Below are 12,390 nucleotides of genomic sequence, written 5' to 3'. Positions count from 1 at the left end.
CCCCCCCCCCCCCCCCCCCCCCCCCCCCCCCCCCCGCCGGGGTCCCACCGCGGGGGGGCGACGCGCTGTCGTGCACCGCCAACGGTCACCAGGTAACGGTCACCAGGTGACGGGCAGTGCGAGCGGCCCCCGGTTGCGGAAGGACTCGCACCACGTGACGGCCGCGTCCGGGTCCGCCGCGCGCAGGGACGGGAAGCGCCGGACGAGCGCCTCGACGGCGATCCCGGCCTCCAGGCGGGCGAGCGCCGAGCCGAGGCAGTGGTGGATGCCGTGGCCGAAGCCGAGGTGCCCGCCCTCGGGCCGGCCGGCGTCGTGCCGGGCGGGATCGAAACGGCCGGCGTCGTGCCGGGCGGGATCGAACCGGCCGGGGTCGAAACGGCCCGGGTCGAACCGGCCGGGGTCGTCGAACTGCTGCGGATCCCGGTTGGCCGAGGTGAGGGACATCCAGATCCGCTCCCCGGTGGCGATCCGGACACCGCCGATGTCGAGGTCCTCCCGGGCGAAGCGCCGGGAGGCCAGCATGGACGGGCTGTTCCACCTCATGACCTCGTCGACCACCCGGCCGACGGCGAGACCGCCCGACCGCAGGGCGGTCAGCGCCTCCTCGTGGGTCAGGAGCGCCAGGACGGCGTTGCCGACGAGGTTCGCGCTGTTGTCGTACCCGGCGAACAGGAGGAGGAAGGCGAGGGCCACGAGCTCGGGCTCGGAGAGCCGGTCGCCGTCCTCGTGGGCCGACACCATCTGCGTGAGCAGGTCGTCGCCGGGCCGCTCCCGCTTGCCGGCGATCAGGCCGACCAGGTAGCGGTGCATGTCCTTCAGGGCCCGGCGGGAGGCGAGCGCCGCGTCCGGGGCGGGCGAGCGCAGGGCGTCCGTCCACGTCCGGAAGTCCCGGCGGTCCTCCTCCGCGATGCCGAGCACGTCGCAGATCACCGTGAGCGCCAAGGGCGTCGCGAAGTCCCCCATGACGTCGGCCGAACCGCCCTGGAAGCGGTCGAGGAGCTCCGCTGTGCGGCGCTCGATCGCCGGTCGCAGCCGGGCGACGCTGCGGGCGGTGAAGGCGGGCGCGACCAGGCGGCGGACCCGGGTGTGGTCGGGCGGGTCCATGTTGAGCAGGTGCGCGTCGAGCGCCGACGGCATCGAGGCGCCGTGCGTGCCGCTGCTGGTGGACGTCGCCTTGCTCAGCGACAGCCGCGGGTCGGCGAGCCCCGCGCGCACGTCCTCGTAGCGGGTGACGAGCCACACCGGCGCACCGTCCGGCGTCGTCGTGCGGACGACCGGGCAGGCCGTGCGCAGGTGCGCGTAGCCCGCGTGCGGGTCGGTCAGCAGCGTTCCGTCGAACAGCGTCCCGTCGGAGGGCAGGCCGGCGTCCGTCATGAGGCGGTGACCCCGGCGTCGAACGAGCCTGCGGCACCGAAGCGTTCGGTGACGGCGGCGACTATCGGAGAGGTCCGGTAGGCGACCGCGACCTTGACCAGGAAGGCGACCTCCTCGGCCGGGTCGACGGCCGCGGGCTCGTGGCGGCCGGGGGCCGGGGGCGGCACGGGAGCCCCGGCGGCGTGCGTCCGCAGGGCCACGCTCACCTGGGCGGCCTCCACGGCGGCCTCGACCTCGTCGGGTGCGAGGTCCCGCTCCCGGGCGAGGTCCCGCGCCGCGTTCGCCGCCGTGTCCGTGTAGTAGGGGCGCAGCCGGAGCTGGGCGTCGCGGATCTCCACCCGCTGGCGGGCCACGAGCAGGTCGAGGTCCTGGAGGCCGTCGGCCTGCTGGTCGTCCCGCTGCCGGCCGCCGCGGGGCGAGAGCGTCATCCGGCCCTCGCGGATCCCGATGGCCGGCCGGGCGAGCAGCGCCTTGGCGGACCACGGCTGCCGACGGTCGTTCGACGGGAGGAGGACGAGCTCCGGGAAGGCGGTCGCGAGGTCGTGCCAGAGCGGGTAGAGGCGCTTGTACGCGCGGTAGGAGACCGCGATCTCGCGCAGGCGGTCCAGTCCCTCGCCCCACGCGGGCATGGTGAAGCCGACGGAGAACAGCAGGGCCGAGACGCTGGCGGACAGCGGGGCGCCGATGCTGCTGACGGTGTGCAGGGGCGAGGTGGCGACCTGGTCCCAGAGCATGTTGAGGATCTTGGGCACGCCGTAGCCGAGGCCGAAGAACGCGCCGAGGGCGACGGTGCGCAGGCCCCGGCGCAGCCACGGGCGGTCGACCGCCGCGGCGTAGCGGCGGCACAGCACGATGAGCATCACCATGCTGGTGGTGAAGAGGAGTTGGTAGCCGAGCAGGAAGACCGAGATGTAGGGCACATCGGCGAAGGTGACGTCGAAGTCCACCGGGTGTTCGACGCCGTCGACGTTGCCGAGGAAGAAGAGGACGGCCATGGCGGCGATGGTCGTCAGCGAGTAGCCCACGCCCAGCCAGTGACGGACCCTCATCCCGCTCTGGGCCGAGGACCAGGACACCAGCAGGGCGATGAACCCGGAGACGCACACCGCCACGCAGACGTAGATGATCAGGGTCGCGATGTTCGGCACGCCGAGGAGGCGGTCGATCCCCATGTAGACGTGGGGCGAGGCCAGGACGAACGGCGCGGCGAACGTGGCGATCGACAGGCACAGGATCTGGAGTTCCCTGTTGCGCCAGTCGCGCACGAGGTCGCGGACCTTGTAGAAGAAAGCGGTCCAGGTGATGACCGCGAGTACGGCGTAGACGACGGTGAGCAGCAGCACGGGGCTCGACCTTAGCGCGAATTGCGCTCCAGGGCCGCGCCGATGTGCCGGACGAGGTTGGCCATCCCGGGGCTGACGGCCTCCTGCCTGGTGCGGGAGGGCGCGCGGCCGGCCCGCAGCGGGAGGAGGGAGGCGACGTACTCGGCGGCCCGTTCCTCCTGCGAGGTGTAGACGGAGCGGGCGAGGACGGACTGCACGAAGCGCGGGTCGAGGGTGGGCATCAGGAGCCGGGCGGCCTCGTCCTGGTCGGCCTCGCTGAAGCCGTGGCCGAGCAGCATGTGGCCGAGCTCGTGCATGACGATGTGTTCCTGGTGGGCCCGGCTGGTGTCCGCGAGGTAGAGGACGTAGTCGACGTCGTCGGTGGCCACCCACAGGCCGCAGGGGCTGCCCTGGCGGACCGGCAGGGGGATCGGGACGAGCGAGATCCCGCGGCCGCGCTGCCGCTCGACGCTGTCGACGAGCGAGTTGATGCTGAAGGGGCTCGGGAGGTCGATCCGGGCCACCACGTCCGCGCAGTGTTTTCGCAGGTCCTTGTCGTTCAACTCCGGCCCCCAGAGGCGTTCGTTCTGCTTCCATCGGACAAACGGCACGCCATCCCCCGGACGCTGATCGGGCTCCCCCTGGCCGCTCGGTCGAGGACCGCGTGGAGGGGAGCCTAACGAATCGGCCCGCCCGCTCCCGCCGGGCGGGTCCCGTTCACATGCGCCGGCGCGGATCGGCCTTGCTCAGGAGGTCCAGCATGGGCGACAGGGCCTGGAAGGCGTCCTCGGGCAGCCCCGCGACCTGGCGCAGGGCGATGCCTCTGGCCCCCTGGGCCTTCAGCGCGCCCAGCAGCAGCAGGTCGTTGGGGTCCGCGGCGGGGATGCGGTGGTCGACGAAGTACCCGGCCGGGAGGCTGATCCTGGCGGCGAGTTCGTCCAGCGGCAGGCGCAGCCGCTCGTCCCACCGGCCGGCCCGCAGGCCGTCGAGGGCGTCGCGGCCGATCGGGCAGTTCCTGGCGGTCAGGACGGCGACGCGGGCGTCGTCGTCGAGGGCCGCGGCGGTGTCGGGCTGCAGCACCTTGAGGATGCCGTCGAGGCGCTGGAGCACCATGTCCGGGTCCGGTGCGGGCGTGCCGCCGGCGGCCTCCCCCTCGGAGAGGAAGTACGAGATCGGCACGCGGTAGACGTTCGCCAGCGCGGTCAGGCTGTTGATGCCCGGGTTCGCGACCCGCTCGTTGCGCAGGTTGTGCACCGTCTGACGGCTGATCGTGGGGCTGCCGGGGTACCGCTCCGCGTACTCCTGGCTGGCCTGCTCCACCGCGTGGTAGTCCCGCGGGCCGGTGCCGTCGGGGTGTCCGGTGCTCATGAGGTGCGTGAGTCGCTCCGCGATGGTCCGGCGGTGAGCCGCGGTGTCCTCGGCCATCTTCCTGTGCACTCCTTCGCGGTGTCGGGTCCAGCGTCGTCAATCATACGTGACGAGAAGTCGGCTGAACGGCGTTCTCATCAAGCATCCTTGACAGACCGGGGTCCGTGTATGCACGATCGGTCGCGACGCCGCACCGGACGGTGAGGACCTGCAAGGCGTGGACGGGCAGTACACGGGGGCCGTCCCGCCGCGACACGGGGGCAGGTCCCGGCTCCGTCCGGTCGGCGGGCGAAGGTGCCGCATGCGCGCATTGCATGCGCCGCCGGCCACCCGCAGCCACCCCACGGGCTCCGGGTGGCCGGCACCGCACCTGACCACGGTCTCCGGCGGTGGAGGGGGGACGGGGGTTCCCCTCCACCCCGGCAAAACTGCGCGCCCGGTTCAGCCCTGCTCGTCCTCGGGCAGCAGCCCCGCCGCGCGGTCGCGGGCCTCCTGGACCATGATCGGCGGGTCCGGGTCGGGGTCCGACGGGCGCGGCTGCTCCGGGCCGTCCGGGCCGAGCCGCACCACCGGTTCGACGCGCACCAGTTGGAAGCGGCGCCCGGCGGCCTCGACGGTGTTGGCCCGCAGTGCGTCCAGCCGGTCGGCCGCGGCGGCGTAGGCGGCGAGTTCGTCCTCGCCCAGACCGGGGTCGGTCATCGGCGCGAACTCGCGCAGGTAGGCGGCCAGGGTGTCGCGGGCGGCCTGCGGTGTTTCGCAGGCACCGGTCATCGGGCCCCAGCGCCCGTCACGCCGTTCGGCGACGGCGCAGTGCACGGGCAGCACGAACACGTTCGGGTGAAGCGCGGAGGCCTGCCTGGCGTCCTCGCGGACCTCCTCGGTGATCGAACGGCCGCTCGGCACCAGGGTCATCAGGTCGAGCCGGACGATGCCGTCGACCAGCGAGACGGCCGCGGCCGGGTCGATCACGTAGCCGTCGACCCGGGACGGCGCCCGGTGCCCCCGGCCGACCGGCGCCGGGTCCGGGTCCGTGGGGCGCGGCGGTTCGACGCCCTCGGGGCCCCCGCGCAGCACCTGTTCGGCGCGGAAGACCCGGTACTGCCGCCCGGCGACGGCCAGTTCGTCGAGCTTCTCCCACTCCAGCCGCTCGTACGCGGCGGTGTAGGCGGCGCGCTCGGCGTCGGTGATGTCCCAGGGGGCGGCCCACCGGCCGCCGGGTTCGCCGTGCGCCCAGCAGCGGAACACGTGCCCGAGGTCGTCGCGAGCGCCCTGCGGCGTGCCCGCGTGGAAGCAGAGGATCCGCCAGGCCCCCTCGGGGGTGCGCTCGATCGAGCCGAAGACCGGCGGCATCATGAGCAGGTCCGGATAGCGTTCGCGCGACTCCCACGCCTCCAGGCCGGCCACGGCGGAGACCGGGTCGTCGGTGTGGGTGACCCGGATGGTGAGGTGGTCGGGAATGGGCACCACGTCGTCGTCCATGCGGCCAGTGGTAGCGCAGCGGACCGCCGTTCGAGGTGTCCTTGGGTGAACTGCCGTCACGCAGTGGGTAGTTGTGGGATCCTTCGGCGCTAGTGCGCGCCCTCGCCGGCCGCCGCCCGCCGGGCCCGCTCGACGCGCCAGCGGCCGAGCATCCCGTGCAGCTCGTCGATCATGAACTCGAAGAACTCGGCACTCTCGGCGAGCCGCCGCCCCGCCGCGGTGTCGGCGCCGACGACCGACTCGCCGTCCTTGAGCACCCGGATCCAGCGCATGATGATCTCGTCGCGCCGAGTCAGCGACTCGAACCAGACGTCGTTCAGCACCCGGTAGCGGTCGCGCCGGGATCCGGGCTCGCGCTCCTTGGAGACCAGCCCGACCTGGGTCAGGTAGCGCATCGCGCCCGACACGGCCGCCGGGCTGATCCGCAGCCGCTCGGAGAGCTCGGCGGAGGTGAGCACGCCGCTCTCCTCGGCCATCAGGCAGGAGAAGATCCGCGCGGGCATCCGGGCCATGCCCGCCACCACCAGGTCGGCCGCGAACCGCTCGACGAAGTCCGCCTTCTCCTGGTCCCGCTCCGCCACCGCACACCGTCCCGAATCCGCTGTCGATCTTCCGACGATCTTCCGAGGGAACTTTAACGCCTTCCCAATATTCACGTTTTTCTGAAACTACGGTACTTTCGACAACATGACGAAGGCAATCGCCCTCTCCGGCCTCCGCAAGGACTTCGGCCGGACCACCGCGCTGGACGGCCTCGACCTCGACGTCGAGACCGGCGAGGTGCACGGCTTCCTCGGCCCCAACGGCGCCGGGAAGTCCACCACCATCCGGATCCTGCTCGGCCTGCTGCGCGCGGACGGCGGCACCGTCCGGCTGCTCGGCAAGGACCCCTGGCACGACGCCGTCGAACTGCACCGCCGGCTCGCCTACGTGCCGGGCGACGTCGAACTGTGGCCGGGCCTCACCGGCGGCGAGGCCATCGACCTCCTCTCCCGGCTGCGCGGCCGCCCCGACCGCCGCCGGCGCGACGAGCTCGTCGAGCGCTTCGACCTCGACCCCACCAAGAAGGGCCGCAGCTACTCCAAGGGCAACCGGCAGAAGGTCGCCATCGTCGCCGCCCTCGCCTCCGACGCCGAGCTCCTGCTCCTCGACGAACCCACCTCCGGGCTCGACCCGCTCATGGAGGTCGTCTTCCAGGACGTCGTCCGCGAGGCCAAGGACCAGGGCCGGACGGTCCTGCTCTCCAGCCACGTCCTCGACGAGGTCGAGAAGCTGGGCGACCGCGTCAGCATCATCCGGCGCGGCCGGGTGGTCCAGAGCGGCACCCTCGGCGAACTGCGCCACCTCACCCGCACCACCGTCGAGGCCGAGACCGTCCGGCCCGTCACCGGCCTCGACGCGCTGCCCGGCGTGCACGGCGTGCGCACCGACGGCGCCCGGGTGCGCTTCGCCGTGGACGGCGCCGAACTCGATGCCGCCGTCCGCCGGCTGACCGAGGCCGGACTGCGCAGCCTGGTCAGCCACCCGCCCACGCTGGAGGAGCTCATGCTGCGCCACTACGGCGACGAACTCGCCGGCGAGCACCCCGGCGCGCCCGGCGCGGACGCCGGAGCCGCACGATGACCACCACCGCCGCGACCCCCGGCACCCGCCGCACCACCGCCGCCGGGCACCGCCCCGCCGCCCGCGGCCCGTTCGCCGGCACCGGCGCCCTGCTCCGCTTCGACCTGCGCCGCGACCGCGTCCGGCTGCCCGCCTGGGTGCTCGGCCTCGGCCTGCTCACCCTCGGCACCGCCAACAGCCTGCACACGGTCTACCCGACCGCCGCCGACCGCGCCTCGATCGGCCACGCCTCCGCGAACCCCGCCGTCCTCGCCATGACCGGCCCCCGGCACTACCTCGCCGACTACACGTGGGGCGCCATGCTCGGCCACCGGATGCTCGGACTCACCGTCGTCCTCGTCGCGCTCATGAGCATCCTGACCGTCACCCGGCACACCCGGGCCGAGGAGGAGACCGGCCGCGCCGAACTCGTCCGCTCCGCCGCCGTCGGCCGGCACGCCCACCTGGCCGCCGCGCTCGCCACCGCCGCCGCCGCCGACCTCGCCCTCGGCCTCCTGCTCGCCGCCGGGCTGCCCGGACTCGGCGTCCCCGGCCTCACCACCGGCGGCGCCCTGCTCTACGGCGCGGCGCTCGCCACCGCCGGGCTGCTCTTCGCCGCGGCCACCGCCGTCACCGCCCAGGCCACCGCACACACCCGGACGGCCTCCGGCCTCGCCCTCGCCGTGCTCGGCGCCGCCTACGCGGTGCGCGCGGCCGGCGACGCCGCCGACAGCGCCCTCGCCTGGGCCTCCCCCATCGGCTGGCTCCAGCGCACCTACCCGTTCGTCGACGACCGCTGGTGGCCGCTGCTGCCCGCGCTCGCCCTCACCGCCGCCGTCGCCGCGGCCGGGTTCGGGCTGAGCACCCGCCGGGACGTCGGCGCGGGCCTGCGCGCCACCCGCCCCGGACCGCCCACCGGCAGCGCCGCCCTCGGCACCCCGCTCGGCCTCGCGCTGCGCCTGCACCGCGGCCTGATCGGCGGCTTCGCGACGGCCCTCCTGCTCCTCGGGGCGATGTACGGCTCGCTGCTCGGGAACGCCGACTCGATGCTCAAGGACGTCGACCAGATCCGCGAGGCCCTCGCCCGGCTCGGCGGCCACAGCCTCGCCGACTCCTTCGCCGCGCTGACGATGCTCGTGGTGGCCGTCGTCGGCGCCGTGTACGCCGTCCTCGCGATGCTGCGCCCGCGGGCCGAGGAGACGGCCGGGCGGGTCGAACCGGTGCTCGCGACCGCCGTCTCCCGGGCCGGCTGGCTGGGCGGGCACATCGCGGCGGCGCTGATCGGCTCGACGGCCGTGCTGCTCGCGGCGGGCGCCGGGTTCGGGATCGCGGGGGCCGCCTCCACCGGCGACGGCGGCGAGTTCCTCCGGCTGGCCGGCGCGGCCCTGGCGTTCGCGCCCGCCCAGTGGGTGACGGTGGGCTTCGCCGCGGCCGTGTACGGGTGGCTGCCCAGGGCCACCGCGCTGGCCTGGCTGCTGCCCGCGTACGGCTTCGTGATCGGCTACCTCGGGCCGCTGCTGCGGTTCCCCGAGGGCCTCGACCGGCTCTCCCCGTTCGGCCAGGTGCCGCGGCTGCCCGCGGCGGCCATGGACTGGACGCCGCTCGCCGTGCTCACCCTCGTCGCGGCGGCACTGATCGCACTCGGGCTGGCCGGGTTCCGGCGGCGCGACCTGGACACCGGCTGACGACACCGGGCTGCACCAACGCTGGCATCAGGCAAAGGAGTTGACGAGCGATAGCCAGCGGCGACGCCGGGTGTCAAGCCTCCCGGGGAGGAGAGAGCGTGCCGATTGCGTGCGATCGGGGTCGCCCGCCCCGGGCGGCGCGCGCTCGGACGTCTGGCGTAGCCGGTGAGCCGGGGCGGGACGGGCCGGACACGGGCCCCTAGGGTCGCCTACGGAGGGTGCGGAGGGCCGCGAGCGAACGGGGGCAGGCGGCGCCTCCCGGCCCGCCTTCTTCCGTGCCATGCCGACCCTTGCTGGGGGACCACCATGTCCGAGCACGAAGGAATACCCACCGCCGCCCCGCGCATCGGCCGCCGCCGCCTGCTGCGCGCGGGCCTCGGCGCCGGCGGCGCCCTGGCCACCGTCCGGCTGCTGCCCGGCCGGGCCCGGGCCACCGCGCCCGTGCCCACCGCCGCCCCGGTGCCGACCGGTGCGGCCGCCGCGGCGCAGCCCTGGCCCGAGTGGGCGCGCCACGCCCGCCTGGCCGACGGCACGTTCAACGAGGCCGCCGACATGCAGCCGGCCGTCGACGCGCTGAAGGCCCAGAACGTCAGCGTGATCGAGCTCGACACGATCCTGTCCGACTGGCACACCGACGCCGAGTTCGCGGCGCACATGGCCGACGTCACGACCTTCACCCGCCTCGCGCACGCCGCCGGCCTGAGAGTGGTCATGTACTACCCCTCGCTGGAGGTCATCTCCCCCGGCGGCCTCAAGGGCCGGTCCTTCTACAAGAACGCCGAGGGCGGCGCGTGGGTCCAGCGCGACCTCGACGGCAAGCCGAACGTCTTCTACGGCAACGTGGTGGTGTGGGTCGACAAGGACGACGAGAGCGTCTGGCTCAGCCCCAATTCCCCTTGGCGGGACTACTACCTCAAGCGGATCAAGCTCCTCGCCGCGACCGGCGTCGACGCGATCTGGCCGGACGTGCCGATCTACTTCGACGGCGTGCTGTCCTGGTGCGACGCCTCCACGTGGGGCGCCGCGGCGTTCAAGGCCGACACCGGGCTCGCCCTGCCGAGGGCAGCCGACTACGCCGACCCGGTCTTCCGCGCCTACGTCGAGTGGCGCCACGGCAACCTCGCCCGGTTCCAGCTGGACATCGCCGCCGCCGCGCGCTCCGTCAACCCCGACCTGGTCGTCTTCTCCGAGACCGTCTCGATGGACTACCGCTACGCGACCACGATCGGCCTGGACGGCGCCTACCTCCGCCAGGCCGACGCCGGCATCAGCCAGGTGTGGGAGGTGGACGTCCTCGGCAACTACGACGGCATGCGCCACGCCACCGCCACCGACTGGACCTGCCTGATCTCGATGTACAAGTACGCCCGCGCCGCCAGCGGCAACCGGCCCGCGTGGGCCTTCTCCTACGGCTGGCAGCCGGACGACGCCTCGCTCGTGCTCGCCCAGGTGATCGCCACCGGCTGCAACCCCTACGAGGTCAGGACGCCCTACAAGAACGAGGGCGTGGACGCGGCGATGCGCACCCGCGTCTACGCCTTCGTCCGGGCCAACGAGGCGCGCATCTTCGACGCCGCCTCCCTCGCCCAGGTGGGCGTCTACCACTCCAGCGCCTCGCGGGACTACGTCGGCCCCACCGCGGGCAACGGGATGTACGTCACCGTCGATCCCCCGGCCGGGGTCACCGACTGGTGGGGCGGCGGCGACCCGACGATGAGCTGCGCGACGATGCCGTGGCTGGGCGAGTTCCGCGGCACCGTCAAGGCACTGGTGTACGCGCACGTCCCGTTCGACACCGTGACGAGCCCCGGGCTGACGGCCGCCGACCTCGCCCGGTTCAAGGTCGTGCTGCTGCCCAACCTCCAGGCCGTCTCGGACCCGGAGGCGGCCGTCCTGCGGGACTACGTCCGAGCCGGCGGCACCGTCCTGATCACCGGCCCCGAGCCCACCGGCCTCGACGGGCTCGGCTCCCGGCGCGCCGAGTTCGCGCTCGCCGACGTCCTCGGGCTGAGCCGGGCGGGCGAACTGCCGGACACCAACCGGAACGCGTACGGCGCCGGCACCGCGTGGTACGTCAAGGCCCTGCCGGGGCTGAGCTACCTCACGGGGAACGACCAGGCCTCGGCCGACCGGCTGCTGGCGCCGGTACGGCAGTCCGCGCCGCCGGCCGTCACCCTGGCCGGGGACCGCCGCATCTTCCTGGAGGCCCGCCGGCTCGGCGGCGACGTCGTCGTCCACCTCGTGAACTTCACCAACTTCGGCGATACCCAGGCCGACTTCCGCACCACGCCCGCCGATTGCACGCTCTCCTGCGCCCTGCCCGCGGGCGCCGCCGTCGCCTCGGTGACCGTCGCCTCCCCGGACGGCACCGACCCGGCGCCCGGGCCGGTGCCGTACACCGTCACCGGCTCGACGGTCAGCGTGCCGCTGACGGTCGTGCAGTACTCGCTGGTCACGATCTCGACGCGGTAGCACCGGCCGGGTTCACAGGCTCGGCGCCGGGATCCGCCACAGCGCCGCCGGGTTGGACTCGCCGCCCGGCGACGACTCGAAGGCGATCCACTTCCCGTCCGGGGACCAGCTCGGCGCTCCGTCGTAGGAGCCGTCGTTCCTGGTCACCCGGACGGGCTCGCCGCCGTCCGCCGCCACCACGAAGACCTGCGCGTTCGCCAAGGTGCCGGCGTTGGACGAGAAGACCAGGTGCCGGCCGTCCGGCGACCACGTCGCATCGGTGTGCTCCCCGGGCGAGTCGGTGACCCGGCGCAGCCCGGTGCCGTCCGCCCCGACCGTCCACAGGGCCCAGCTCTCGCTGCCGGCGTCACGGCGCTGGAAGACGATCCGGTCACCTTTGGGGGACCAGTTCGGCTGCCGGTTGTCGGTCTTCGTGCCCTTGCCGTCGACGAGGCGCACGGGCGCGCCGCCGCTCCGGCGGACCTTCCAGATCGAGTCCTGCTCGGCGCCGTCGCCGTGGACTGACGCGTGCTCGGGCTCCCAGCTCTGCTGGAAGACGATCCACTCGCCGTCCGGGGAGAAGCTCGGCTCGTTGAAGCCGCTGCCGTCGTCGTGCCGGGTGACCCGCTCGGGGGTGCCGCCCGGCTTCATCGTCCAGACCTCGTCGTGGCCGCCGTCCCGGTCGGTGGCGAAGGCGAAGGCGAAGGCGTCGGCGGCGGCGTTCCAGCTGGTGCCGGGGAGGTTGACGGCGGCCTTGTCCGGGTCCTCCAGCACCTTGCGCAGCGTGCGGTCGCCCTCCACGGGGAGCACGCCGAGGGCGGCTGCGCCCTTGTTGTAGCCCTCGGCGAACTCGGTGACCAGCACGGAGGCGCCGTCCGGGGCGAACGCGGGGTTCTGCGCGCTCTTCGTCCCGCCCGCCCGGTAGAGCAGTTCGGCGCCGTCGGCCCGGCGCTCGCCCGGCCCTCCGGCGGGTGGCCCTCCGGTGGGCGGCGCGGCGGCGGCCGTGGACCGGCCGGGGGGGGGGGGGGGGAGCGCCCACACAGACCACAGAGACCCCCCCGCGACCCCCCCCCGCGGGCGGGGCGTGCGGGAGGCGCACACACCCCCAC

General features: G+C 74.1%; 10 protein-coding genes. 3 read left to right on the top strand and 7 right to left on the bottom strand.

The genetic code is table 11. From position 1 onward, the window contains the following. Positions 1-99: 99 nt before the first annotated feature. From ACFV4G_RS15060 to ACFV4G_RS15035, 6 genes are all read right to left on the bottom strand, one after another. Complete coding sequence (locus tag ACFV4G_RS15060) at positions 100-1,374, bottom strand: cytochrome P450 (RefSeq protein WP_380440269.1); 1,275 nt, start codon at positions 1,372-1,374, stop codon at positions 100-102. After that, on the bottom strand, positions 1,371-2,717 hold the full coding sequence (locus ACFV4G_RS15055; RefSeq protein WP_380440267.1) for an MAB_1171c family putative transporter: 1,347 nt from the start codon (positions 2,715-2,717) through the stop codon (positions 1,371-1,373). The genes ACFV4G_RS15060 and ACFV4G_RS15055 overlap by 4 nt, the downstream gene beginning before the upstream one ends. An 11-nt stretch (positions 2,718-2,728) precedes the next feature. Next, a complete protein-coding gene (locus ACFV4G_RS15050; protein WP_359958570.1) occupies positions 2,729-3,307 on the bottom strand; it encodes a hypothetical protein in 579 nt (192 codons plus the stop codon). Positions 3,308-3,413: 106 nt separating this feature from the next. Then, positions 3,414-4,121, bottom strand: a complete 708-nt coding sequence (locus ACFV4G_RS15045; RefSeq protein ID WP_380440265.1) for a hypothetical protein — start codon at positions 4,119-4,121, stop codon at positions 3,414-3,416. 384 nt (positions 4,122-4,505) lie between these two features. After that, complete coding sequence (locus tag ACFV4G_RS15040; RefSeq protein WP_380440263.1) at positions 4,506-5,543, bottom strand: DUF5954 family protein; 1,038 nt, start codon at positions 5,541-5,543, stop codon at positions 4,506-4,508. A gap of 89 nt (positions 5,544-5,632) precedes the next feature. After that, entirely contained in the window at positions 5,633-6,124 is a 492-nt protein-coding gene (locus ACFV4G_RS15035) for a GbsR/MarR family transcriptional regulator (RefSeq protein ID WP_380440262.1), read from the bottom strand. 106 nt (positions 6,125-6,230) lie between these two features. On the opposite strand from ACFV4G_RS15035, the gene ACFV4G_RS15030 reads away from it, so the two are divergent. From ACFV4G_RS15030 to ACFV4G_RS15020, 3 genes are all read left to right on the top strand, one after another. After that, positions 6,231-7,166 (top strand): ABC transporter ATP-binding protein, encoded by a 936-nt coding sequence (locus ACFV4G_RS15030; RefSeq protein ID WP_380440260.1) that lies wholly within the window; start codon positions 6,231-6,233, stop codon positions 7,164-7,166. Continuing rightward, a complete protein-coding gene (locus ACFV4G_RS15025) occupies positions 7,163-8,830 on the top strand; it encodes an ABC transporter permease (RefSeq protein WP_380440258.1) in 1,668 nt (555 codons plus the stop codon). The genes ACFV4G_RS15030 and ACFV4G_RS15025 overlap by 4 nt, the downstream gene beginning before the upstream one ends. A gap of 306 nt (positions 8,831-9,136) precedes the next feature. Next, positions 9,137-11,302, top strand: coding sequence for a hypothetical protein (locus ACFV4G_RS15020; protein WP_380440256.1), 2,166 nt, complete (start codon positions 9,137-9,139; stop codon positions 11,300-11,302). A 12-nt stretch (positions 11,303-11,314) separates the two neighbouring features. Here ACFV4G_RS15020 and ACFV4G_RS15015 read toward each other — a convergent pair whose 3' ends face one another. After that, positions 11,315-12,322 carry a TolB family protein gene (locus ACFV4G_RS15015; RefSeq protein ID WP_380440254.1) on the bottom strand — a complete coding sequence of 336 codons (1,008 nt, stop codon included), beginning with the start codon at positions 12,320-12,322 and terminating at the stop codon, positions 11,315-11,317. Between the last annotated feature and the right edge of the window lie 68 nt (positions 12,323-12,390).

Source organism: Kitasatospora sp. NPDC059747 (genome assembly GCF_042732955.1).
Lineage (GTDB): Bacteria > Actinomycetota > Actinomycetes > Streptomycetales > Streptomycetaceae > Kitasatospora.
This window is presented reverse-complemented; position numbering and strand designations above follow the sequence as displayed.

What these genes read in the sequence shown, in the direction of transcription:
- ACFV4G_RS15045 (WP_380440265.1), bottom strand. Translation starts at nt 4,121, where the DNA reads ATGGCCGAGGACACCGCGGCTCACCGCCGGACCATCGCGGAGCGACTC.
- ACFV4G_RS15060 (WP_380440269.1), bottom strand. Translation starts at nt 1,374, where the DNA reads ATGACGGACGCCGGCCTGCCCTCCGACGGGACGCTGTTCGACGGAACG.
- ACFV4G_RS15020 (WP_380440256.1), top strand. Translation starts at nt 9,137, where the DNA reads ATGTCCGAGCACGAAGGAATACCCACCGCCGCCCCGCGCATCGGCCGC.
- ACFV4G_RS15025 (WP_380440258.1), top strand. Translation starts at nt 7,163, where the DNA reads ATGACCACCACCGCCGCGACCCCCGGCACCCGCCGCACCACCGCCGCC.
- ACFV4G_RS15040 (WP_380440263.1), bottom strand. Translation starts at nt 5,543, where the DNA reads ATGGACGACGACGTGGTGCCCATTCCCGACCACCTCACCATCCGGGTC.
- ACFV4G_RS15030 (WP_380440260.1), top strand. Translation starts at nt 6,231, where the DNA reads ATGACGAAGGCAATCGCCCTCTCCGGCCTCCGCAAGGACTTCGGCCGG.